The sequence below is a fragment of the Metabacillus litoralis genome, from assembly GCF_007994985.1.
In the GTDB taxonomy this organism is placed as follows: domain Bacteria; phylum Bacillota; class Bacilli; order Bacillales; family Bacillaceae; genus Metabacillus; species Metabacillus litoralis.
On the sequence record NZ_VOQF01000001.1, the window covers coordinates 430216 to 455825 of the forward strand.

Sequence of the window (25610 nt, forward strand, 5' to 3'; positions counted from 1 at the left end):
TCTGTTTAAGATCCTTCCACTATCCTAGTAAACTATTTGATTATTTTTAATTTTATGTTAAATTTAAATGTATGACAAAGAAAGGGTGTTTACTATGGATCAATTTACTAATATTACAATCGACAAGAAAGCAAATGTTTACTTTGAAGGTAAAGTAACAAGTCGAACAGTACTATTTGAAGATGGTACAAGAAAAACTCTAGGAATCATGCAGCCCGGAGAATACGAATTCGCGGCGGAATTGAAGGAAGAAATGGAAATTGTAGCAGGTCATTTAGATTATAAATTAAGTGGACAAGACTGGCAGACAATTGAAGGAAACGGTGTTTTTTATGTGCCAGCCAATGAATCTTTCCAAGTAAAAGCATATTCTGTTGTTGATTATTGCTGTTCTTACATAAGTGAATAATAACAAAATGACGGGCAGTTTTGTCCGTCATTTTTGTATGTTTATTTCTCTTCCGCAAACTGAACTAATTTGAAAAGAAATTGATAAATTGTAGCTAAAGTGTCACCTATTGAAGAGTTCTCATTAAAATTTTCTACAAGTTCCAGCTTAAAATTCAAATCCCACAATCCATCTTGTTGATTAAAGATTAAATTATATTTAAACTCTGACTCTTTAAGCTGTTGATCTAAATACTCTTTAATAAAGTTTTCAGCTTTCTTTTTCAACTTTAAACCAAGCATTACATCATACGTACCAAACACATCATCAATTTCTACTGACATGGAATCAACACCAATCACATCGAACCACTTAGACTCAACATAAATAAATTCAGCTTTATGTTTTTTCAGGTGCGTTATTGATTCATTAAGGAAATCTGATTCCTCAACCGCAATACTTTCATCTGTTTCTTTATCACTTCGTTCAATATACGCATCATGAAATCGAGATACTGGATTCTCCACCTTCAGGTTTGTCATATCATCTGTTATTAGTTCATGTTTCTTAAGGTAATCTATCTCTACTTGAAATAGTAATTCTTTTTTATCTTCGACTAGCGGTAAAATTATCTGGTTTACTTGTTCTTTTAACAAAATATATCCTCCATTCAGCGCTATTACTGATGTTTCATTCTTCTACTATACTAACTATACAGAATATCTCACTAAAATGAAAACAGGATTCTTAAGACAAGTCAATCTCAAGTAAAATAGGGCAATGATCACTACCTAGGACTTCTGAATGAATTTGTGCGTCATTAATTTTATTAGCTATTTTATCTGATACAATAAAATAGTCAATTCTCCATCCAATATTTCTTTCTCTCACCTTACTCATATAAGACCACCAAGTAAAGCAATCGTCTTTTTCAGGGTAAACATATCTAAAACTATCAACAAACCCTGATTGTAATAGCAGTGTCATTTTCCCTCGTTCTTCATCTGTAAAACCTGAATTTCCTTTATTAGACTTAGGATTTTTCAGATCAATCTCATTGTGTGCGACATTCAGATCTCCGCACAAAATGACAGGTTTCGTTTTTTCCAATAACACCATATAATTACGAACTTCATCTTCCCATTGTAGACGATAGCCAAGTCTAGCAAGATCTCTTTTAGAGTTGGGTGTATATACTGTTACAAAATAAAATTCTTCAAATTCTAATGTAATAATTCGTCCTTCAGCTTCATCCTCTTTGTCACCTAAACCATAAGAAATAGAAAGTGGTTTTTGTTTCGTAAACACAGCTGTTCCAGAGTAACCTTTTCTTTCAGCATAATTCCAATATTGATGATATCCATCTAGCTCTAGCGTAATTTGACCTTCTTGTAACTTTGACTCCTGAATACAAAATATATCTGCATCAACTTCATGAAAATAATTTAAAAATCCTTTTTTAACACAAGCTCGTATTCCATTTACATTCCAAGATACTAATTTCATCTATACTCAACTTCCTTATTTCAAATATTGATTGAACAAAGTACTATCATAAACTATTTTTCTATTTTTCTAAACTATTATCTATTCCTTTGATAAATAGATATTTTAAGATACAGAAATAATTATATATAAAATATGAAAATACCATCCACATTTAATCACCCAAAGCTCTAAATCGAACTTATGAAGGACTTCATCATTGCTCCACCTCTTAGGGCTTCATCGACCTTATGACGGACTTTTCTTCACTCACACCCCATCAAGATCGCTATTATGAAAGTTACTTCTCTACATAAAAAAAACTGACCATAATTAGTCAGCTTTGCTCATCTTTATTTCTTTCACTTTTTGAACTTGCTCATCTGGCCACCATGCACCACAATCATCAGATACTACACAAGTTGCACATTTTTCCAGATCAAACACCTTCATCCCTGTTATTGGTGGAGAATATAGATGAAGTGTTACAAGTTTGGAATCTTGAGAAACTGCCATTTTGTGAACTCCTTTGTATGGCGCAAAAAACATATTTCCTTCCTCCTGAATCTCTGTTAGAAGCTCTAAAGGCAAGTAGCTCCCAGTTGCTTCATATACAGTATTTTTTGCTGCTCCTTTGACAACTTGAATCCAGCCGCAAGATTGACCATGATCATGAGGAGCACACTCTAACTCAGACCAGTTCATTACTAAAAGCTCTAGGTAATCATTTTTAAATAATAACTTCCGGTAATATGGCTTTCCTGCTGTATCACTATTTACTAAAAGATGTTGAAGATCCTCAAATTTAATATCCAACCTTTGTAATGACTCTTTTAAACCATCTTTTGAAAAGTCCTCAACATTTTGTAATACATGTTCAATCCGAGCTATTACATCCAAAAAAATCGACCTCCTCATTTTCACAAAAAACGCGAACAGACTAGTCAATTTAAAGGATATTAGTTCATTTATTACCGTTTTTTATATTGAAAAAATTGATTGTATAATTTATTAAATTGACCATTTACAAAAATGACGCCTATTATAATTATGATTCCACCTATAATACTTATGATCATGATTTTTTCATTAAGAAGAATGATTGCAGCAATTAAGGTCGCCAATGGCTCTAGATATAGAAAAACAGAAACTTGAGATGCCTCTAGTACAGTCAGTGCTTTTGCCCAATACCAATAAGCAACACCTGATACAAATATTCCTAGGAAAAACAAATGACCCCACTCTCCACTGTTAAGTAAGGAGAGTGATTCCCAGCTATTATTTCGAAATAAAAACGGTAATGTTAAAAGAAATCCTAAGAAACTCATATAAAATGTGATGACTAAGGGTGACGCACATATATTTAATTTTTTCAAAAGAACAGAATAAACAGCCCAGTTTAACGTACTCAAGATCATTAATAAATAACCAATATTTAACGTTGGTGCAACTCCATTTTCAGATCCTGCTGTTGTAACCATCATTACACCAAATATCGCTAAAACCATGCCTATTGCTTTCATAATTGTCATTTTTTCATTTAAAAAAATCATTGAAAGAATCACTGTAAAAACGGGAGAAAAAGAAATCATCCACCCTGCAGCAGAAGCTTCAATTGTTAAAAGTGCTGTTGCTTGAAGTACTTGATGAATAAATACACCTAATATCCCTAAAACAATTAAATGTGGAATATATGTGAAGGAAATATTAAGCCTTTCTCCTAAAAGTAATAATAATAAAAGTAGAAATAAAGAACCAATGCCAAAACGAATGACAAGTAATGTATAGGGATCAAGCTTATCTAAAACAGCTTTTGTCGATACAAAGGACACTCCCCAAAACGTAATCGACATTGTAGCATATAAGGCTGCAGCAGTATTCTTAGTCGGAAAATTCATAAAGCTTTATCTCCTCAGAATTATAATATATCTTATCCTATGCTTGTCCCGTATAAGCATGTATAAATTGAAGAGAAAGATTTATATTTAGGTCTCTTTTTTTGAAAAAATGTAGATATGTACAAAAATAAAATAGTTTATAAAGGGAGCACTTTTTGAAGAAGTGATGTTTTGAGACATTTTTTCAGTAGTTCCAGTAACAAAGTTAGCGAAAACAGCGATATTAAATAAAATCTATGTTACAATGAGTGAACACTCATTCATTTATTGTGATATTTTATTGATACAACTTGGAGGAGATATTCTTGAAACAGATTGGACCAATTAAAATAATTGAAGGCCCTAATTATAGTAAAGTGCCTTATTCTAGAAGCTTATTTATCGATGGGGCTGAAAAAGTGTTAATTGATACTGGTGCAGATCCGAGTACCCTTTCTAATCTCGAGCAAAAGCATAGTATGAATTTGATCATTAATACACATTATCACCCCGATCACACATGTCATAATTACCTTTTTCCTAACACCGAAAAATGGATTAATCCGATAGAGTTTGAAACTGTTTCATCTATTGAAAGTGTAGCAAAAGAAAATGGGATTTTTCAGGAATGGGGAAAAGAAGGTGTTGATCAATGGAAAAAAACAATTCCTGACGAATGGATTACATCTCTCTTAAGTATTAATGGAACATACGAATATGACAAACAGTATAATTTTGGTGATGTAAACATGATCTTATTACATACTCCTGGACACACAAAGGGATTTGCCTGTCCTTATTTCCCTGATTTAGGTGTAGTTTATACGGGAGATTATGATATGACAGCATTTGGACCTTGGTATAATGGAACAGACGGTGACATTGAAGATTTTGTTCGCTCAGGTCAGCGTCTGCTAAACCTTGATGCTGATGTTTATATTACTGGTCATCAAAAAGGTGTTTTCACAAAAACTGAATTCAAAAGTGCCATGAGCGATTATTTAGCCATAATTGATCAACGCGATGACATCATTTCTAAACATGTACAATCCGGAATGGATTTTGAGAAATTATCTTCTATCGGTATCTTTTACCCAAAGAAGACACTTGAACATACATTACTGAGAACCTGGGAACGTAGTGGAATACGTAAGCATCTTGAAAGACTGGGTTATATTGTGAAGGGAACGGAAATAAAAAGTTATGTACGCACCAAATAAAATATAATGATGATTTGGAGAATAGTAGAGGGGCTCTCCCCTCTATTCTTCTTCTTCCATTAAATCTTCAAAAGCAGATGATACCTTTTCAAATTCTTCATCGCTTTCGATTGGTGAAAAGTCTCCCTCTTCATCAACCGTTAAAAAGAAAACATCAATATCTTCTTCAGATTCATCTTGAATATCATCAACAAACCCTACTGCTACATAATCTGTGTCTTCTAGAGTTATTGCAGCTAACACTTCTACTTCATTTTCTTGACCTTGTTCATCTGTAATTGTAAAAACTTCGCCTACTTCAATCTTTTCCATGAATAAAAACTCCCTTCTAACGTACATATAGTACCATTACTTCAATAATGTTGCCATTAATAAGAAATTTAATGCCTATTAAAAGGGTAACCTCCCTTAAATATGTGCTAAAAAGGAGATAACTGGATGGCTATTCGACCATATTATTTTAAATCTTCATTACCCATTAATGATAAACATCACAATGGAAAATTAACAGTAGAAGGTAAAGGTATCATAACAACAAAGCCTGATAAAGCATCGATTACTTTAGGGATTATTACTGAAGATCAAGATGTTATAAAAGCACAAAATAAAAATTCAATTATTACAAATAACGTTATAAATTCACTGCGAAAAAGTGGAATCAGCAATAACCAGATCCAAACAATTTCCTATACAATACAACCGCTTTATCAATATATTGATGAGCAAAATGTTCTTACAGGCTATAAAATAAGTCATATTCTTGAAGTAACTTTACTCGATTTAGATCTAATCGGAGAAGTTTATAAAGTCGCAGTCTCAAGCGGAGCAAATATTTCTGAAGGCTTAAAATTTTCTCTATCTAATGAAAATTATTATTATGATGAAGCATTGAAAAAGGCGTTAAAACAAGCAACATTAAAAGCAATATCACTTGGTCAACAAATGGGTGTTAATATCAATACGATTCCGACAAAAATAACTGAAAATTCTTCACCTCAACCTTTAAGAGATGTTATGTATTCTTTCACTGCTGAAACAAACTTTCAAGACACGCCTCCAATTCAAAAAAGAGACATTTCAATAGAGGCAAATTTAACCGCAGTATATTATTATTAAATTTTAAAGTTTTTTCACACCCTTAAGCTTCAATCTTTTATAAACAATTTTATATAAAGTAAAAGACGGATGCAAAATAATCCGTCTTTTATTTTTTAATTTTCTTTGAGCAGTACATCAATTTCATTTAAAAGATTTTGCTGAATTTCTTCAACTTTTTTGAAATCCATTGCCTCTATATAATAAAACTCTAATTCATCTCTTAATTTCTTCGCTTCTGATAAATACCCAATCGCTTCTTTCATTTTATCTTTATAAGCTTTTGTTGTTCTTTGTATTTCTGAGGCGAATTTTTCATCAGTACCTTGAGTGATGCAGTACTCATACATATCAATAATTTCATCAGAGTTTCGATCAGGAAAATACTCATGTGGTGCTGTACTGTCAAAAATAGCTATACCCTTTTCGCGAAGTATGACCATATCGAGACTATTTGGATCAAAGCCACAATGATATACTTCTACATCAAAACCTTTTTGCTCACCAGCTGTGACAATTTTTTTAAGCATCGTAGATTTACCTGATCCTGCTCTACCTTTAATAAAATACCGTTTCTCTACATCTTCAGTTAAATTTTGAATAAAATCTACTGCTCCATCTGGAGTAGCTGCACCTAAAAATCGATGTTTGATTTTTGACTCTTTATTCAGGAGGTCTTCTCCATAAAATTGAGAAATTAACCTTTCCGTTAGTTCATCAGCTTTAGTAAAATCCATATTCGATATATATATATCTTCTATATCATCATGTGCACTCAAAGATTCAGCAAATGTTTCATAAGCTGCTTCAAATTTAAGAGCAATATTTTCATTGAGCTTAAGTATTTCAGCTTTATTTTTTAGTAACTGCTGTGAATCCCAAGCTACACCTAAATTTACATATTCCTCGATTACCCCTGGTGCCTTAGGTTCAATAACATGTGGTGCTGTTCCATCAACAATACCAATTTTTTCATTTGTCAATATAACACCATCAATTGAGTTTGTATCTGATGCACAATGTAAATATTCTACATCAATCCCCTTCTCTTCCATTGCATCTCCGATCTTTTTCATCAATGAGGATTTTCCAGTACCAGGTCCACCTTTTAAAATATATAAACGCTCTAAATCATCTATAGCAGAATCATAAAGACTGTAAAAACCTTTTGCTGTATTACCTCCAGCGTAATAATGACGAACCTTTCCACTCATCAAATCACCCTTTCAAGCCTATTTCTTACAACATATGTAGATTATCTTACAAGGGTGAATGCCTATTTTCAGATTATGAAACGATGTTGATTTTCATATCATTTATGAGGACTCAGGTCGAAAACCTGCATTAGTATCAAACAAATTGCTAACTTCTTTTTACAAGTGTAAATGTCAAGCTAACGATGTACAATTTTGATCGCTTATGAATGCTCAAAAATTAATTAACATCTTCTTCTAAGTGATCTTTAATTCTGAGGGAAGGCCCAACAATATTCACGACTGTTGCGTTGTGTAGAACACAATCTAATATTGCATTTCTTAATTTAGTTTCCAGGAACACCGCATCTCTGTATTTATGTCCTTCATCAACTATATGACGAACTTTTACTCATGCTTTTCCCTCGCTTATATACAAGGCTGTTATCGTAAAATTGTTGCTTTTAATAACCTAAAGGAAACCTCACTGTATGCAGTCTATTGGCCTTTTCTTCTTTAAATACCTTTAAGCGTTAAACACACAGTTTTAACAGATAATTAGGGCTATTAGCAACAATCTTTGAGAAAAGAGCCTTTTACAATCTCAAACTTATTAAAATATGAATCCTTATGAACGATAACCTATTTTCATGTATAATAATTTCAGGTAGGTTAAAAAGACATACATAACCTATCTGAATATGTTCTTAAGGAGATTTGAATGTGAATTCTAAAGATGTAGAAAATAAAATAATAGAAAACTATCAAAAAGACGAGAATATGATGATCTTAATCTTTGCACAATGGTGTGTAAATCATAGTCTTAATCCTTATGAAATATATGTAAAAGCATACCCAAATCAACAACAAAACCCAGCTTTAAAACAAGCAATAGATTTAACGGTATCAAAGGAGGAAGCTGGAGAAATTCCAGATCAAACATTACTGAATGTATTATCCCTTTTTGGCAATGAAGATCTAGCATTTGTTGTATCAGAGGAAATAGGTAATATAAAGAAAAACACTGATTAGGAGCATGTAAACATGAGAAAAAAATTAGATCACATAGGGATAGCGGTACGTGATTTAGAAAGTAGCTTGTCCTTTTATATGAAAATTCTTGATGCTACATTAATAGATCGCTACACAAGTACTGCCAAAGGAGTTGAAAGTGAAATTGCGATTATTGATTTAGATGGTGAAAGAATTGAACTATTATCACCAACAAATAACACCACTTCACCGATTGCAAGGTTTATTAAGCAAAAGGGAAAAGGTGTTCATCATATCGCCTACAAAGTAGAAAATTTAGACGATGCCATTATAGACCTAAAAGCAAAAGGAATACGAGTATTGGAAGACAGCCTTAGGACAAACAAACATGGCAGAAGGTTAATTTATTTAAATCCTGCAGACACTGAAGGAACAATAATAGAGTATTGTGATTATCCTTCCCTTAAAATATAACTACTCATGTTAATGTATTATAAATTTGCTTTTAAAGTTACACATCTTATAATCCGACAGGTATTAAAATAATAAAGGTCCAGTTCACCATTTTTCAAATGGTAACCTGGGCCTCTCATCTTATTTTTCAAATTTCTTAAATATCAATGTTGCATTATGTCCACCAAAACCTAGTGAATTAGATAAAACAACATTAATATTAGCTCTTTTGGCACCATTTGTTACATAATCTAAATCTAACTCTTCATCTGGCGTTTCGTAATTAATTGTTGGAGGAAGTACTCCCTCTTTAATCGCTAATAAAGAGAAGATTGCTTCAATTGCACCTGCTGCACCAAGTAAATGTCCTGTCATTGATTTTGTCGAACTAACAGCTAATTGATAGGCATGCTCACCAAACACTTCTTTTATGGCCATTGTTTCATATAAATCATTGTAATGTGTGCTTGTCCCATGAGCATTAATATAGTCTACTGTATCTGCTAAAAGATTAGCATCCTTTAACGCTAGCTTCATTGCACGTTGTCCACCTTCTCCATTTGGTGCAGGAGTTGTAATATGATAAGCATCACCTGTTGCACCATAACCAACTAACTCTCCATAAATCTGTGCACCTCTTGCAAGGGCATGTTCTAGCTCTTCTAATATAAGCGTTCCTGCTCCTTCAGCAATAACAAACCCATTACGATTTTTATCAAAAGGACGACTTGCTGTATTCGGATCTGGGTTAGTTGATAAAGCAGTCATATTGGCAAATCCTGAAATAGTCATATCTGTAATAGCAGCTTCTGCTCCACCTGTTACCATCATATCTGCAATACCATTTTGGATAACCCGAAAAGAGTCTCCTATTGAATTTGCTCCTGATGCACAAGCAGTTACCGAACAATTGTTAATTCCTTTTGCACCCAATTCTATCGATACTCTTCCTGAAGCCATATCAGGGATAAACATAGGGATAATAAAAGGACTAACACGTCTTGGACCTTTATCTAAAAAGCGCTTGTGCTGTTCCTCGAATTCATCAAGTCCACCAATCCCAGAACCAATCCAGACACCAACACGCTCTGCTGATACATTTTCCCCAATCTCTACATTTGCATCTTTAACGGCCATTTTACTAGCTGCAATAGCTAGATGAGTGAAGCGAGCCATTCTTTTAATTTCTTTATGATCAATATATTCAGCAGGATCAAAGTTTTTCACTTCACCTGCTACCTTTACATTAAACTTTTCTGTATCTACTCTTTTCATAGGTGCAATACCTGAAACACCATTTTTTATATTGTTCCAAGATGTTTCAACGTCATTTCCTACTGGCGTAACGGCTCCCACTCCTGTAATGACAACTCTTTTTTTCATCATTCATACTCCCTTCTCTCACTTACAGTTTCAGGATATTTTTAATTATCTATAAAATTAATAGTTGGTACTAATACCTTATATGTATATCTTATACTAAAATCTATTAAAATGAAAGTTGCTGTTTGTTTCTGTATCTATGTTCATGTATTAGGTTCGAGGTTGTAGCTAAACCACAGAATTGGTAAATCATAAGCCAATTAAAAAATCGCAATGTAAACCAAATATTTTTACAGACTTAACAAAAAAACCTCCATCATCGGAGATTTTTTAAAAAGGCTCTTTCATTGTTTGTGGCTATTTTGACCATCCTACTAAGAGGTGATAAAATACTCTTTCAGGAGGCGGTTTCTCAATGATTAAAGACATCTATGCTTATTTTTCGGACACAGTCCTTCAATTGAAGAACCGCTGAGTTCGTTGGGATACTTCTTTTTTCAAGCATAAAACCCAATTGTGTTTAAAATTGCAACTCCAATTCCAGTTACGGCAATTCCTGTAATAGCAGTAACTAACACTGTTTTTAATCGCTTAGTGTTCACCCAAACTGTTATACCTCCAATAATCGTAAATATAATACCAAAAAATATAGACGCAAAAGGATTAGTTGGAGTTATCCAATCATACCAAGACAAAAAGTCCATAAAACCCACCTCCAGAAATTAAATTATCTACACCTTAAACTGTAAAAGCCTTTGATATACAATACCATAAAAAGTAAATAAATCCTCACATTGTTCTAATAGCAACAATGTTTACGAAAAGAGCCTTTTAAAAAGATATTCTCTTACACACCTTTTTTATCTTAAGTCAATCCACACTAGACGATAGCAACGGTGCACTAAAGAAGATAAACAATCCACTTATTATACTTAAAAGCAAACCTATAATTGAAAGAGAAGTAAGATAAATACCAATAGGAAATAAGCATACACCAATAATAAAGAAGATTTTTGCAAACATTACTACACCCCCTCTATCACTATATGGTTATTTTGTAAAAGACTCTTTTATACGATCAGTAGCCCAACGTTTTAGTATCAATTTCCCCCATCCTTCATCATTTTTTATTAAAGATTGAACACGCCAATACATTGGAGGATGAGCCATAAATTGAAATTCTATAAAACGCCACAGCCAACTATCACGTTCCAATGAAGAAGCTTCCTTTTTCTCTTCTGCACCTGATAAACGATAAGAAATCGATTTATTAAGTGCTTTATCCTGTTCGATTGAGAGGATTCTTAGACTTTCAGCCATCTGTGCGTTTCCATTATCTACTAATGTAGAAGCCAAATGATCTGCTCTTACCTCCATCCATTGTAAAAAGAATGACTGATAAATCGGATAAAATATCATCATAAACCAAATTGCAAAAAACAATGGTATTTTATAATCATCAATATTTGTAACATGTTTTTGAATAGTCAAAACAAATATAAGAAGCATTGATAGATATACTGCGCGCCAAATTTGTCCCCACATTACATCCCTTTTTTTCACATGAATGAGTTCATGAGCAAGAATTCCTTCAATAACATGTAACGGTAGTTTCAATGTTGAAGATGTAAAGGTGATCATCGCTCTACCTATATTCATTCCTGTTGCAAGCCCGTTAAACTCTAATGATTCTGCTTCATAGATTTCAACATTTTTAACTCCCGCACGTTTACACATCTTATTTGCTAAATCAATTATTTCATGATTATCAAGTTTTTTTGCATCCATCGCAACCTTTAACACACGATCAGATATATATAAATTTAACAGCCAATATAGTAAAACAACCGCTATCATTAACAAAGGTGGAGCTTTCAAATAATACAAAAGCAATAATACTCCAGAATAAGCAGAAACACCCTTAACAGTTGCAGCAAAATAAAGCTTACCTGATAGCCTTTTTATATTCTTTTTATGATAAAAAGGGAGAACCTTGATTTGTTCATGCTCTTCTAGCTGACTATTTTCTTTTAATATATCTTTAAATTTGTTTAGTTCTTTAATTGATAGATAAATTGTTGCCCCTGGTAATGTTAATTTTAAAACTTTATGTAAGCTCGTTGTAAAATCAGTATTTGTCATAAATAGAGTTAAAAAAGGATGCAATTTTAAAACATCAACTGTAGACTCTACTTGAGCAAGTGTACAGTCTTCCAGAGTAAATCTTCTTGAGTCATATTTCGATACAATAAAAAGTGTATTGTTTTGCTGTTCATAAAATACCCTTACCTGAAAGTATGTGAAAACTCGTTTCACCATTTCAGCAATGACTGTGAAAAGACTTATTATAATAAAAAATTTTAACGGGCTCTCATTAGGTCCTAGCACTAAAAATAATATAGCGAAAAAGAAAACCATAAGTGATATTGTTATATCTAATAAAATCCTTCTTAAATCTCTCTGTAATTCAATTTCTTCTACCTGTAAATTATTAATCTCTATTATTATTTCTTCATATTTTTTTCGCCCGGAAGTAAGGGTGATCAAGGTAAAATAACTACTAGAAAGAAGTGCTAGATAAATAAAGCTATTTAAAAAGGGATGTGCGTAAAACACATATCCTATTGCACTAATACCTAGAAAAAGTTCTGTTGCTATACCAAGCTTTTTATAATATTTCCCTATTAAAGCCCCACTTAGTTGGATAAAACAACCAATTAATATATACACAATCACTTCTATTAAACTTGGAATCATGATCACACCTGCCTTCTCACTAACAAAGTCAATTTACTGATAATCCATATCCTCTGACCATTTTATAACTTCTTCAATGCTTAGATCTGGATTATTGATCATCACATTATATCTTAGTCCATCTTCATCCCAGCTAATTGCTCTAATTTCCTCCATATATTCTGCATGATGACCACGAACCATCCATTTTGATTTTTGAATGTCCATTCCTTCACCTGTTGGAGTTGGGAATACTGATACTAAAAAAACAGGAGTAGAATTGTCTTTATCTACATACATCATATTTACTTCTGTTCTATTGATCTCTCCACCTATCTCTTGCCAATCAATTGATTCTATCTTTACTTTATCGTCAGAAAATGCAAGGATCGTTTTTCCTACTGCTTTTTCAGCTTCTTTAAATGTACCTTTTTGACTATTAAATTCTGTATCTACCGGAACTGCTTCAATTCCTTCTGGCAATGTAACTTCAAAGGTTGTCGTTGAAAAGTCTGGAGAAAAATCTACTTTTTTGTAAACAATTTCTGACGTGATATCAGCAGTAGTCGTAACTGTTTTCATCATAAACCAAGTTTTTTTATCAACCCAAAATTCCATTGTTCCAAGAATTGAATCTTCAGTTTTATGTGTAGCTTTTAAATGATACGTATTAATTCCACTTATTGTTTCTTCACCAACAACCTCATAGCTATGAGTTTTCTTCATTCCATCTAATAAATTTATAAGTTGTTCTTTTTGCGTATTACTTGTTGGTAGATCTTCACCTTCTAGATCAATTTTTATAGCTTGTTGTGTACTTTCATCAAATGTAATTAACTCATCACCAGTATTATAGGCAAATGATTGATGATTATTGTTCAAATCTGTTGTAATTACTTTTCTTTGACCATTTTTTGCTACAAATTCTTCAATTTCTATTTGTTCAGTTTCTTCATCTTCTGAATACATCTTAATCGTAGCTTTTCCATAATATTCTGTTACTTCTTTCCCTGCTTCAAGTACATTAAGAACAATTTCTCCTGAAGATGCTGCAGCCTCTTCTGAACAGCCTCCTAAAAAAACGATTTGAGATATAATTGTTGTTCCAATTAATAATTTTCTCAGTTTCATATTTTACTCATCCTTCCTTAATCCAGCATGCTACTAATGTTCCATAATCTTCTTTTGACCATAATCTAATTTTCCCATCATGTTTTTCAATTAACATTTTCGTTATACTTAATCCTAAACCACTACTTCCTCCAAGTCCCCTAGCTCCTTCAACCTGCTTAAATGGTTCAAAAACAGTTTCTAGAAGGTCCTCTGGTATTTCATCCCCTTCATTTTGGACAAGAATTAAGGTTCCATCCTTCCTCCATAAATCTAGTTCTTTTGAAAATGGTGAAAACACCCAATTTGGAATAGTTGTTCTTTTTGACAGCACAGCAAGCCAGATTGATTGTCCGTTATCAGTATGACGGATCGCATTTGTCATTAAGTTATCAACAATTCTAATCATTTGTTTAACATTTACTCTATAATTACCTTCTACTTCCTGTTGAACGTGTAATTGAAGATTTCCTTTAGCACATGGTTCTTCATAACTAGAAACAAGCATTTCAAAAAATTCTTGTCCCTCAACATGAATTAGTTCGATCTTTTCTTGTGTTGATTGAAGTACAGCATATATTGCTAAATCATCTAGCATTTGTCTCATATAATTTAATTTATCAAACAGAATCGTTTTATAATCTCGTTTTTCTTCCTGTGTTAGCGTTGTATCTTGATTTAGTGCCTCTGTATAAGCCTGAACTACAGTGAGTGGTGTTTTTAAATCATGTGAAAGAGCAGCTACTATAAATTCTTTTTCCTTTTGCTGTTTATCAAGCTCAAGTCTTGTTTCTTCGATTTGCTTTTTCATTTGATCAAAGTGGATAAATAAATTACCAATTTCATCTTTTCTATAAGGATACGAATTTTCTATATTCGTGCCATTAGCGAAAGCTCTCATTTGATACTGTAAAATAGATAAAGGTTTGTTTAATTTACGATTTAATAAAAGAACAACCGTTATATATAATAGAAGAAAAAAACTACCAACTACGCTAAATAAAAATATAGTGCGTTCATTAAAACCTTCTACCCATTGCTCCCTGGCTACCGTTATTTCATAAAACCCAATGATTTTCCCTTCTTGCAAAGTTGGTTTTTTGATTACATAGGATTTGTGTTTTTTTTGTATTTCGTTTAAATCTTGGTATAAAGTGTTAAGGTTGTTTTGATACATCATTGTTGATGATGGATCCTCTATTGAAGAGTAAAGAATTGTTCCGTCATATCGATAAAGGACAATCTTAATCTTATTACTTACTAAACTATCTATGCTTTTATATTTTCCCTTAGGCTGAAAGGTATACAAATCTGGATTTTGTAGCTTAGCTTCAATATGATTTGTTTGATTATATACACTCATGTATTCTACAAAGTCCTGTTCTTCATCATAACTGCTAAGACTACTATAAAGCAGATATAATGTGATGATTGGTAAAAGCATGACAATTAGAAAGCTTATCATCAACCAATATTTTATTTTCATATAATCTCCTCACCAATAAACCGATAGCCAATTCCCCAAACAGTTTGTATATACTTAGCTGAACGACTTACATCATGTAGCTTTGTTCGCAAGCTTTTAATGTGAACTGTAATCGTATTGTTGCCTTCCATATCCTCTTGTTGCCAAATATGTTCATATAGCTCTGATTTAGAAAAAGTTTGAAAAGGATTTTTAGCTAGTATCAGCAGCAATTCCCATTCCTTCGTCGTTAGCAAGATAGGTTCATCATTTACGTACGTTACTTTTTTCAGAAAATCAATTTGCAATCCATGAGCATATTTCGAGTTCGCATTTTGATCATCTTTTCTCAAATACCTTCGATACCTTCTTAAATGTGAGCTTAACCTTGCACTTAGTTCTTCAAGACTAAATGGCTTTGTTAAATAATCATCTGCCCCAAAATCTAATCCTTTGATTTTAGTTTCATCCTCATGTCTAGCACTAATAATAAGTAATGGGATTTCACTTTCTAATCGTATTTTTTTACAAAGCGTTAATCCATCCATTTCGGGAAGCATCAAATCAACCAGTACTAACTGAAAAGTGTTAAGCTTGAAATCTTCCCATCCTTCTTTACCTGTTGATGCCCAAGTAATATGGTAGCCTTCTTTTCTAAGATGATCACAAACAATTCTAGCAATCTCTTGATCATCTTCTACTAATAATATGGATTCATTACTCAACATTAACCCCTCTTTCACTACAATTATATCTAAGAAAAACAATACCATTATTTTCTTTATAAACTCTTTATAATTTGATTTTTATTATGAATATTTTTGCTATTGGATTATTTTATGGGAATTTTTAACAAATAAAAAAAGGCTAACATTAAAATTGTTAACCTTTCTTCATGTGTTCTATGTATTTATTCGTTAATAACTAACCACTTTATGAAATCCTGCTCTTTTTTTGTTAAGAATCGCCCTAAGTCCTCTGAAAAATGAAGATATAATTCTATGTATCTTTTAACTGCTGCGTCCATCTTTTACCCCCTGATATATATAAGAACTTTTTTATTTTACCATGAATCCCTCCTTATATCAGTCTTTATATTGAATTAATAAATTTTTTTTATTAATTCATTTTGTTGTAGAAAGTGTCTATCTTTCATCAATCAATTATATATGCTTTTTAGCAAAAACTTAAAAACAGGAGAATTTTACTCGTCAGAATCATCACCTATTTTATCATTTAATTGGTCATCCATTTGGTATTGATTACCCTTAAAAAATTCATTCACTTTATGGATTAAACTCTCCCTGTCTACCGAATCATGATGATTTAATTGGGAAAAATTCTTAATAGAATAAACCTGAAATAATTTACGTTTTTCTTTAGACTTGTTTAGTAGTGTTAATAAAACATATATAATTATTAAGACAATGAATAATGTTTTCACAACTTTCACCTCCTTTTCGAGATACTATTTTGAAAGTAAGCATGATTCAAATTTAGTTGTATATATAAATTTTCAAATTAAGCGTAAGATTTCTATTTAAACATTATAAAGATACAACATTGATAAAAAAGGAAAAGTCACGAAGTAACTTTCCCTTTTTATTTAAGACATTAAAAAGACAGCATCTAATGCTGGCATACCATTTGCTAACCCCACTGCAACAGCTGTATAGGTTTTACCTGCTTGAAGCTGTACTTGAGGAATCGATAATACAACATTATTAGTTCCAGCAATTCTAACCTCTAAATTAACCGTCATTGGAGACAAAGTAAGATAATCTGTTGCTTTACCAAATGGAATATTTTTGAACAATACATCGCCATCTTTTACAGCAATGTCCACATTAGGTGCATCAGGTGATAAATGAATAACTCTTACTTTACTTTGGTTAGGATTAACATATGGTTTATCTACAAATACAGTAAGCATGATATTAGCTAACTTTCCAGTGGCAGCTGCTGTATAGTATGTGTTTCTTGTTAGTGCAACTCTTTCTCGTAAAACTGGTTGTGACATGTCACCTGCAGGATATACCTCTATTGTGTACTGTCCTGGCGATAATCGTAAGTAATCTGTTGTTTCTTTAAATGTTAAATCACTTACCGCTTTTTGACCATTTACATAAACATCAACAGCAGGTGCGTCTGGCGATGTATGGAGTACTCTTACAAAAGATTTTTGCTCACCAGCTCTTGTGTACGCTTGATTAGCATGGTAACTTTGATAATCATATGCTGCTAATTGTTGAATACACATTAAATGCTTTTGATAATACATCATTGATAAAGTAGGGTTTGAGTATTTATAAAAATTGGCTAGCATTTCATTTTTAGCTGCACTCAACACAAGCGAATCTTCATTATTAATATGCATAATATCACCTCATATAAAATTTCCAACACAATAACATATGTAAAACGCCCGATTTGTTTCCAATTTACATACAAATATATATACAGTTTTTAAGCAAAAAAAGTGGTCAGATCCAATTAAGGGTCTGACCACTACCTAATATTCTATCAAATTACCAGGGAAAACGTCTTTTTCGATTATCCTCTACACCTAATACATTATCATCATCATAGTTCTTTCTTCTATCTTCGATTCCAGCAACATCTTCTCTACGATGACGTCTTTTATCGTTTGCTTCAATAATAATGACCTCTTCTGCATTAATGATTACACGCTCTGCATTAATAACGGGTCTTCTTCTTTGCTCTGACATCTACAATCACTCCTTTCCATCTGTTTCTATATCCTATGTGGATGAAAAACAGATGTGTGGACGAGTGTGACAGGATTATCTCCTATTTTAAGTGAGATGAACATTATTTTTTAACTTCCTTGTTGATTTCGGTTACGAAGGAGTTTTATGCCTTCTTTTTCAAATAACATGGTGCTAATAATCAAGATTGAGCTTTAACATAGCCATTTTTTACATAAAAACTAAAATTGACAATTGCTACTACAACTAAGACTATTAAACCTAAGAAAATGTTTCGGTAAATAACTGTTTCTACTAACTCCTGCTGAAGAGTAATCATAATTCCTGTTAAGGTAACACCAAAGGCCCCTCCAAAAAATTGAATGAGCTGAGCCATTCCCATTCCAGTACCTATATCATCTTTAGGTAAAATCCTAGAAACTTCATTTGCTACACTTGAGGTAAGTGCAGAAAATCCCGTACTCATAAACATATAAGTAAACAAGATAAAGTATGGAGATACAGTTGAGAAAAACGCAAATAAAATTGTGCTAATCAATAAAAATAATTGACCAAATAAAATTAACGGCTTGTTGCCAAAGCGATCAATTAAGCGCCCAATGAATTGAGCAGCAATAGCTGACAAAATTGCACCAGGAAATATAATCATACCTACCTCTGCAGGGTCTTTCTTAAATACAGTGGTCAATATAATCGGCATAAGAAATAATGCTGCAAAATGACTAACAAAAGCAGTGAATCCAATGAAAAGTAATTTAAGGTATTTCTTATTTTTAAGTAATTTAGGTTGAATAAAGGGAATTTCAACTTTATGGATATGCTTCCACATTACAACCATACAAATTAAGCTACTTAATAAAATAATATAATTAAAACTAGATAAAAATAATAAAAGGCCTGTTACAGTTAACGCTGTTAAAATACCACCAAACGTATCAAATTTTACAATTTGCACATCTTCCTTTGGTAATAACCTTTGAAAAATTGGGATAAGTAAAACAACTAGCCCTGTTATGGCAAATAAGTAGTTCCAGCCTAAATATTGCGTAATTGCCCCACCAATTACAGGTCCTAGTCCAAATCCTAATGAAGATGCTGAAGCAATTAAGGCCATTGCCTTCCCTCTGCGGGCAACTGGAATGTACCTGCTTGCTAAAACCATTGCTAAACCAGGAACTGAACCAGCACCTGCTGCTTGTAATACACGAGAAGTAAGTAACAAAGTGAAATTAGTAGAAAAGAAACCAATAATTGAGGCAATTCCCAAAATAGACAATCCTATCAAGAGTAGCTTTGAAATTGGAAGATAATCAGATAATCTACTAAATGTTAAAGTTGAAATTGCAAAAACGATTGAGTATCCAGAAACGATCCAAGAGGCAGTGGCTGAATCCAAGGAAAGATCTTGTAATACACTTGGTAAAGCCACATTAAACATTGTAGTATTCATAACCACAAGCCAAACAGTAAAACTCCAAAATAATACAACCTTGTTTTCTTGTATAGCTTCATTTTGTTGCTTTGCATTAATTGATAAAGTTGAAATACCATCACCTTATTTCTTTCTTAAATAATTACTTTCTATATCATAATCCTTATTCTGTTAGAAAGAAAAGCAAAATGCTTCGAGTCTCGAAAAACAGTTATCTTCACGAATTTTAACATATTTGAAGGCACCACCCTCCGATATTTTTAAAAGTAAAAGCCTGCATAAAGTGATATTATGCAGGCTCTTACTATATATTTACTAACTTTAAAAGGTAACCATTATTTAAACTGGTGCATTAACCTCTAAATCTTCAATTACTTTCTCTTGATACTGAACATCTTTACGTGCATTAAAACGATCTGCTTTTTCAACTGTTGCTGTAATATTATAATCTGGTATACCTGCAAATTTTTCATATCTTCCTCTTGGTAACAAGAAGTTTCCTTCTGGGAAATGAACCTCTACATTACCTATGGCAATATCAACAAATTTTGCTTTTCCTTGGAACACACCAAAGCCGTTATAAACAACAATACCTTCTCCATCTGCAATGCTTAGACGTTTTGCATCTTCTGCATTCATTAAGACATCATATCGTTCAGCTCCATTAAATGGATCAACTTCCTTGTAGACCATTGAGTTAAATTGCTTACCACGTCTTGAAGTGACAATGAACTGTCCTTCTTTTCTATTCAAATCAGGAATTTCAACTGAAATTAGGTTACCTCTTCCATCTGGTGTTGGACAAACTCCACCTTCACATAGCCATGCACCACCCCATTGGAACACATCACCTTGCTTTTTTAAATGTTGAACCCCATCATAATCTCTGTTTGCAACTGCAATTTCATCGCGAATTTCCTGACCAGTTTTAAAGTCTACTAAATGAGCAGTATCTGGTTTTACACGTTTAGCAAGATCAATATAAATTTTCCATTCTGATCGAGCTTCTTCAATATAGTTTTTATTGCCTTCAATTTCAGGCGAGAAATACACCATTCGTTCTGTTGATGTAGATGTTCCGCCACCATCTTGTTCATAGCGAGTTTTCGCTGGTAACACAATAACAGCTTCTTTTGCGTCAACTAATGTTGATGTATTAAAGATAATATCCTGATGCACACGAATATCTAGCTCTGACAATGCTTTTTCCACAAAGTCAGGATCTGGCATTGTTTCTAAGAAGTTACCTCCAGATAAATAGTACATCTTAATTTTTCGCTCATGATCTTCTGGAAGAACGATATTTTCAAGAGTAACTCCTACAATATCTCCTTGCCACTTTGGAAGATCAAATCCCCAAATTCTTTCAATCCGCTCTACATTTTCTGCATCAAATCCTCCACCAGGAAGCACAAATGGATCTGCACCCATTTCTCCAGATCCTTGAACAGAAGAATGTCCGCGAAATGGCATTAGCCCACTGTTTTTACGTCCTAAGTATCCTCTTAATAAAGCAAGGTTAGCAACTTGAGAGATATTATCTGTAGCAAATGAATGCATCGTTAACCCTAACGCCCATGCAAATACAGCATTTTTGCTATTGGCAAGTAAAATCGCTAATTCTGCAATTCTTTCCTGTGATATACCAGATGATTTGATAATCTCATCCCATGATTGTTGTTCAACGGTTGCTTTTAACTCTTCATAGCCATTAACATGTTCTTGCACAAATTCATGGTTAATAGCAGAGCCGTGAGATTTTTCTTCCATTTCAAACCAATGCTTCATTATGCCGTGCATAAAGGCAATATCTCCACCAATGTTTACCTGATAAAAGTCATCTGCAATTTTTGTTCCAAACAAAGCGGACTCCATATTAGAAGGAATCCAATATTCGTCCATTGCTGGCTCTTTATATGGATTAACTACAATAATTTTAGCTCCACGTTTTTTTGCTTCTAACATATATTTAGTTGAAACTGGAGACGCATTAGATGCTACACTTCCCCAAAATAATAGTACATCTGTACCAAACCAGTCTTGATAATTAGCCGTAGAGGCTCCAACACCAATTGAACGCTTTAACGCTGTTTTACTTGGTGAATGACAAATACGCGAAGCATTATCTATATTATTAGTTCCGAGAAAACGAGAAACCTTTGCTGCTACGTAGTAAGATTCATTTGTAATTCCACGTGATGTTAAGTAAAAAGCATATTGCTTAGGATCTAATTTTTTCATTTTTTCTGCGATCACATCCATTGCTTCGTCCCAAGATAAACGAGAGAATTTCCTTTCTCCTTTTCTTCGGATAAGTGGATATGGAATTCGACCTAACTTTCTTAACTCTGTACTACTATATTTTCTTAGTTCATCAATGTCGGCATGTACAATTTCTTCTTTTAAAGCCGGCATTGTGTTTAAGCGTAATACATTTAACCTTGTTGTACACATATGAGGTCCTTTTAATGTTTGATCATATAAGCCTGAAACGCCTAATGCACATCCATCACAAACACCTTTGGTCACAATACGTGTTGCATATCCTAAATTATCTCTATTATCCCAAGCAATTTTCATCGTATCGCGAAAATGTTGAGGCTTCACTTTTCCTAAACCAAAAGGAATTGGGCTTACCCAATGTTTAGGTTGTGGTGATTTAGTTGCTTTTATAGGGCCTTGATGTTTTGATTCACCCATATGAATCACTCCTTATCTATTAAACTATGAAAGAAAGCTCTAACTGATGTGTCTTATTATGAAAACACATCAATGTTAAATGAAGAAAAACTAGCTTATTGGTAATTAAAATGAATTAGCAATAAGCTAATTTTTCGTTAGAATTTAGACTTAATGTATTTTTATTTATGGTTATTCTCGGTCCATTAAACAATGTAGAAATAAACTTCTTAGGTAGGTAAAATGAAAAACTAAAGAAAAAACCACCGTCATTACCCAAACTAGTTAGATTTGAGTGAAACGGTGGTTAGTCTTTTGCAGGGTCGCTACTAAGTGCCATACCTAAATTATTTATTTACTAAATTTATCTTGGATATCTTCGTCAAAAACAAATATTGACATGCCAAAGTCTCTATCAATATCAATGTCTACAAAAAGGTCTACAAAATGACATCCTAAGAACTCTTCCATTTCAACTGGTGGATGCTTCTTGTACATTTGCTTAACCATTTCTGTTCTAGCAGATCGTAGGGCTTGTTTCCCTTCATCTGCACTTGCTATAAATTTTTCTACTGGTGATAAATTACCTTCCATTTCACATATTGCCCAATTTTTACAAAACGTTGTTGTAATTTTACTAGGACCTTTACCCATATGTTTTTTTCGAAAGGATCGTACTATATTACTAAATTCAGCTTCGTACTTATTCATAATACCCTCCTACCTACTAGAGGTGTTAGCATGAGGTATTCTACCACATCTATGAACGTTTTGGAAGGAGTATTAGCCTGCCATAGTGCTGTTAGGATTTTTAGTTGCATTTTGTTGACGTAACTTGTTGATATCTCGACGTATCAAGATCGAAACGGCAAGTGCAATAACAAACATTCCAGCGAAGAACGTTAAGCTAGTAGCATAACTTCCTGTTGTATCTTTCATCCATGCTGCGAACATTGGTCCTGCTAATCCAGCTGCTGCCCAAGCAGTTAAAATATAACCATGAATTGCACCAAGCTGTTTTGTTCCAAATAAATCACCGATGTAGGCTGGAATTGCCGCAAATCCACCACCATAGCATGTATAAACAATTGCTAACATAACTTGGAATAATATAGCTTCTTGTGTATGTGGTAAAACCGCAAATAAAATGATTTGTATAACAAAGAATGTTGTATAAGTGTTTGGTCTACCAATAAAGTCTGAAATTGAAGCCCAACCAATACGGCCCAGACCATTAAAGATTCCTAAAACACCGACTAAAGCTGCTGCTTCTGCTGTAGAAAGTCCAATACTTTCTTGTGCGAGAGGTTTAGCTGCTGATAAAATAGCAATTCCACATGTAACGTTAATGAAGAGCATAATCCATAAATAATAGAATCTTGATGTTTTAATTGCTTGATTTGCAGTTAACTGTGACAAATCTTCTTTGATTCTTGATTTTCCAGATTTCATTTTTTCATTGAAACCTTCAGGAACCCAGTTAACTGGTGGCCTTTCTAAGTATAAAGAAGATAAGGTCATAATAACAAGATAAGATGCACCTAAAATATAAAAGGTATTAGCTATACCAACAGAGTTGATTAAGATTTCCATAACAGGACTGCTAATGGCTGCTGCAAATCCAAAGCCCATAATGGCGAGACCAGTGGCCAATCCTCTTCGATCTGGAAACCATTTTACTAATGTAGAAACCGGAGCAATATAACCTACTCCAAGACCAATTCCTCCAAGTACACCATATGTAGCATAAAGAAGTGTAAGTGAACCAATGCTAACAGCAAATCCTGCGCCTATTACACCTACTCCAAAAAATGCTGCTGCTAGAAGCCCTGCTGCTCTTGGACCATATTTTTCAACAAAATGTCCTAGAAAAGCTGCAGATAACCCTAGAAATAAGATCGCTAAGCTAAATGTTAATTGAACTTGTTGTGATGTCCATCCGAATTCTTCCATCAAAGGATTTGTAAAATTACTCCACGCATATACAGATCCAATGGAGATATGAATCCCTACTGCAGATGCAGCAATTAACCACCGGTTTTTTGTCTTTTTCACAAATTCATCTCCTCATTCATTTAATTTAAGGCTGTTTTCTTACTTCTTTTAAAAAGAGCCTAATACAAAGAAACCGCCAACCTCCAAAAACATGCAACATAGCTGTGCAAATTTTTGGTGATTGACGGTTAGTTTCAAGCAGGTATCGCTACTATCGGACCAACAGTTAATCGCTTACATTAATGCAACATACTGAGCCGTAGACAGGTTCGCTGCCACGAGAACAAGATGTTACAAAATCATGAACTTTGTAAAGAAATACTACCATGATAATTTTATTACCGCAACAATTTTTTATTTATTCCCTAACGTTGATGCTTTACGCTATTTTTTATCAATTTAGGTGATTTGATAAATATGTGCCTCTGCTTATTGCTGTCATTCAAAAGCTCCCCAAAGTAGCATGGTTTATCCATTTTTTTTTATATACTATTATTCCAAATTGGAGCTAACGCATATCATATTAAACTAGTATGCTATTAATCGATTTTAGTAAAGAAGCTAATCTTTACTACTTGTTTAAAAAAACATTATATGTTTATACTTTAGTAATCTTAAAAATTCAGGTGAGAATGATATGGATAATATGGATATGAGTGTTAATCGTAAAATCATAAAATATGTCAACGGGAAACTGATCGATACTGATGATCATATTGTTTCAGAATTTCCATTAACTATTATTGTAAATGATCAAGAGTTTGCCACAATGGTTTGCACCCCTACTCATTTTGAAGAGATGGTTATTGGTTTCTTAGCATCAGAGGGTGTCATTCGTTTCTATGATGATATTAAATCATTACACATTGACGAAAGTACTGGATTTGCTTATATTACCTTACATGTTGATATTGCTCCAGATCAACAACAATATACAAAGAGGTTTATTGGATCTTGTTGTGGTAAAAGTAGACAATTTTATTTTCAAAATGATGTAAAAACAGCAAAGACGTCAACTGCAAAATTAACGATTACTCCCGAACAATGTATTCAGCTTATGGGTGATATGCAATCGAGCAGTATTGTTTTTAAAGACACAGGTGGTGTGCATAATGCTGCACTTTGTACAGCTGAAGAACTACTTGTAAGTATGACTGATATTGGACGACATAATGCTTTAGATAAATTATATGGATATAGTATTTTAAATAAAATTTCTGTTCGTGATAAGATTATTGTATTCAGCGGGAGAATTTCTTCGGAAGTTTTAGTAAAAGCAGCTAAAATTGGTGTAGGAATTGTATTATCAAAATCTGCTCCTACTGATCTAGCTATAAAGCTTGCTGAGGATTTGAACATTACAGCTGTAGGATTTATTCGCGGTCAATCATTTAATGTGTATTCACATCCTGAGCGGATTAAAGCAGATTAAGACAA

General features: G+C 33.1%; 26 protein-coding genes. 6 read left to right on the forward strand and 20 right to left on the reverse strand.

Annotated features, from left to right (window positions below; all coding sequences use genetic code 11):
- Positions 1 to 94 precede the first annotated feature (94 nt).
- Complete coding sequence (ppnP, locus tag FS935_RS02280) at positions 95 to 409, forward strand: pyrimidine/purine nucleoside phosphorylase (protein ID WP_146945900.1); 315 nt, start codon at positions 95 to 97, stop codon at positions 407 to 409.
- Between the two features lie 41 nt (positions 410 to 450).
- Here the strand turns inward: ppnP and FS935_RS02285 are convergent, their stop codons facing one another.
- The 4 genes from FS935_RS02285 to FS935_RS02300 form a co-directional block, all read right to left on the reverse strand.
- Positions 451 to 1044, reverse strand: coding sequence for a branched-chain amino acid aminotransferase (locus FS935_RS02285; RefSeq protein ID WP_240050791.1), 594 nt, complete (start codon positions 1042 to 1044; stop codon positions 451 to 453).
- A 91-nt stretch (positions 1045 to 1135) separates the two neighbouring features.
- Positions 1136 to 1894, reverse strand: coding sequence for an exodeoxyribonuclease III (locus FS935_RS02290; RefSeq protein ID WP_146945901.1), 759 nt, complete (start codon positions 1892 to 1894; stop codon positions 1136 to 1138).
- A 312-nt stretch (positions 1895 to 2206) separates the two neighbouring features.
- Positions 2207 to 2773 carry a cysteine dioxygenase gene (locus FS935_RS02295; protein ID WP_146945902.1) on the reverse strand — a complete coding sequence of 189 codons (567 nt, stop codon included), beginning with the start codon at positions 2771 to 2773 and terminating at the stop codon, positions 2207 to 2209.
- 71 nt (positions 2774 to 2844) lie between these two features.
- The gene (locus FS935_RS02300) at positions 2845 to 3771 is read right to left on the reverse strand and encodes a DMT family transporter (protein ID WP_146945903.1); all 927 of its coding nucleotides are present in this window, start codon (positions 3769 to 3771) and stop codon (positions 2845 to 2847) included.
- Between the two features lie 305 nt (positions 3772 to 4076).
- On the opposite strand from FS935_RS02300, the gene FS935_RS02305 reads away from it, so the two are divergent.
- Entirely contained in the window at positions 4077 to 4970 is an 894-nt protein-coding gene (locus FS935_RS02305) for an MBL fold metallo-hydrolase (RefSeq protein ID WP_146945904.1), read from the forward strand.
- Between the two features lie 42 nt (positions 4971 to 5012).
- Here the strand turns inward: FS935_RS02305 and FS935_RS02310 are convergent, their stop codons facing one another.
- Positions 5013 to 5282 carry a DUF1292 domain-containing protein gene (locus FS935_RS02310; protein WP_146945905.1) on the reverse strand — a complete coding sequence of 90 codons (270 nt, stop codon included), beginning with the start codon at positions 5280 to 5282 and terminating at the stop codon, positions 5013 to 5015.
- Between the two features lie 126 nt (positions 5283 to 5408).
- Between FS935_RS02310 and FS935_RS02315 the strand changes: the two genes are divergently transcribed.
- Positions 5409 to 6086, forward strand: coding sequence for an SIMPL domain-containing protein (locus FS935_RS02315; RefSeq protein ID WP_146945906.1), 678 nt, complete (start codon positions 5409 to 5411; stop codon positions 6084 to 6086).
- Positions 6087 to 6181: 95 nt separating this feature from the next.
- On the opposite strand, the gene FS935_RS02320 is transcribed toward FS935_RS02315, so the two are convergent.
- Entirely contained in the window at positions 6182 to 7279 is a 1098-nt protein-coding gene (locus FS935_RS02320; protein ID WP_146945907.1) for a PRK06851 family protein, read from the reverse strand.
- Between the two features lie 702 nt (positions 7280 to 7981).
- Here FS935_RS02320 and yxiS point away from each other — a divergent pair.
- Positions 7982 to 8290, forward strand: coding sequence for a protein YxiS (gene yxiS / locus FS935_RS02325; protein ID WP_146945908.1), 309 nt, complete (start codon positions 7982 to 7984; stop codon positions 8288 to 8290).
- 12 nt (positions 8291 to 8302) lie between these two features.
- Positions 8303 to 8725, forward strand: coding sequence for a VOC family protein (locus FS935_RS02330; RefSeq protein ID WP_146945909.1), 423 nt, complete (start codon positions 8303 to 8305; stop codon positions 8723 to 8725).
- Positions 8726 to 8845: 120 nt separating this feature from the next.
- On the opposite strand, the gene fabF is transcribed toward FS935_RS02330, so the two are convergent.
- The 14 genes from fabF to FS935_RS02395 form a co-directional block, all read right to left on the reverse strand.
- Positions 8846 to 10090, reverse strand: a complete 1245-nt coding sequence (gene fabF, locus FS935_RS02335) for a beta-ketoacyl-ACP synthase II (protein ID WP_146945910.1) — start codon at positions 10088 to 10090, stop codon at positions 8846 to 8848.
- A 434-nt stretch (positions 10091 to 10524) separates the two neighbouring features.
- Positions 10525 to 10731: a hypothetical protein gene (locus FS935_RS02340; RefSeq protein ID WP_146945911.1), complete on the reverse strand. Its 207-nt coding sequence runs from the start codon at positions 10729 to 10731 to the stop codon at positions 10525 to 10527.
- A gap of 166 nt (positions 10732 to 10897) precedes the next feature.
- Positions 10898 to 11050 (reverse strand): hypothetical protein, encoded by a 153-nt coding sequence (locus FS935_RS23315; RefSeq protein ID WP_158638510.1) that lies wholly within the window; start codon positions 11048 to 11050, stop codon positions 10898 to 10900.
- A gap of 27 nt (positions 11051 to 11077) precedes the next feature.
- Positions 11078 to 12784, reverse strand: coding sequence for a M56 family metallopeptidase (locus FS935_RS02345; protein ID WP_146945912.1), 1707 nt, complete (start codon positions 12782 to 12784; stop codon positions 11078 to 11080).
- 33 nt (positions 12785 to 12817) lie between these two features.
- The gene (locus tag FS935_RS02350) at positions 12818 to 13894 is read right to left on the reverse strand and encodes a LolA family protein (protein ID WP_146945913.1); all 1077 of its coding nucleotides are present in this window, start codon (positions 13892 to 13894) and stop codon (positions 12818 to 12820) included.
- Positions 13895 to 13901: 7 nt separating this feature from the next.
- Complete coding sequence (locus tag FS935_RS02355) at positions 13902 to 15359, reverse strand: HAMP domain-containing sensor histidine kinase (RefSeq protein WP_146945914.1); 1458 nt, start codon at positions 15357 to 15359, stop codon at positions 13902 to 13904.
- Entirely contained in the window at positions 15356 to 16066 is a 711-nt protein-coding gene (locus tag FS935_RS02360) for a response regulator transcription factor (protein WP_146945915.1), read from the reverse strand. The genes FS935_RS02355 and FS935_RS02360 overlap by 4 nt, the downstream gene beginning before the upstream one ends.
- 476 nt (positions 16067 to 16542) lie before the next feature.
- Positions 16543 to 16782: a hypothetical protein gene (locus FS935_RS02365; RefSeq protein WP_146945916.1), complete on the reverse strand. Its 240-nt coding sequence runs from the start codon at positions 16780 to 16782 to the stop codon at positions 16543 to 16545.
- A 162-nt stretch (positions 16783 to 16944) separates the two neighbouring features.
- Positions 16945 to 17715 (reverse strand): DUF4397 domain-containing protein, encoded by a 771-nt coding sequence (locus tag FS935_RS02370; protein WP_146945917.1) that lies wholly within the window; start codon positions 17713 to 17715, stop codon positions 16945 to 16947.
- Between the two features lie 151 nt (positions 17716 to 17866).
- Positions 17867 to 18067: a hypothetical protein gene (locus tag FS935_RS02375; protein WP_146945918.1), complete on the reverse strand. Its 201-nt coding sequence runs from the start codon at positions 18065 to 18067 to the stop codon at positions 17867 to 17869.
- 181 nt (positions 18068 to 18248) lie between these two features.
- Positions 18249 to 19613, reverse strand: a complete 1365-nt coding sequence (locus FS935_RS02380) for an MFS transporter (RefSeq protein ID WP_146945919.1) — start codon at positions 19611 to 19613, stop codon at positions 18249 to 18251.
- Positions 19614 to 19838: 225 nt separating this feature from the next.
- Complete coding sequence (locus FS935_RS02385; RefSeq protein WP_146945920.1) at positions 19839 to 22199, reverse strand: FdhF/YdeP family oxidoreductase; 2361 nt, start codon at positions 22197 to 22199, stop codon at positions 19839 to 19841.
- A gap of 330 nt (positions 22200 to 22529) precedes the next feature.
- A complete protein-coding gene (locus FS935_RS02390) occupies positions 22530 to 22889 on the reverse strand; it encodes a Na-translocating system protein MpsC family protein (RefSeq protein WP_146945921.1) in 360 nt (119 codons plus the stop codon).
- 72 nt (positions 22890 to 22961) lie between these two features.
- Positions 22962 to 24233 (reverse strand): L-lactate MFS transporter, encoded by a 1272-nt coding sequence (locus FS935_RS02395; RefSeq protein ID WP_146945922.1) that lies wholly within the window; start codon positions 24231 to 24233, stop codon positions 22962 to 22964.
- Between the two features lie 577 nt (positions 24234 to 24810).
- On the opposite strand from FS935_RS02395, the gene fdhD reads away from it, so the two are divergent.
- On the forward strand, positions 24811 to 25605 hold the full coding sequence (gene fdhD / locus FS935_RS02400) for a formate dehydrogenase accessory sulfurtransferase FdhD (protein ID WP_146945923.1): 795 nt from the start codon (positions 24811 to 24813) through the stop codon (positions 25603 to 25605).
- The last annotated feature ends 5 nt before the right edge of the window (positions 25606 to 25610 follow it).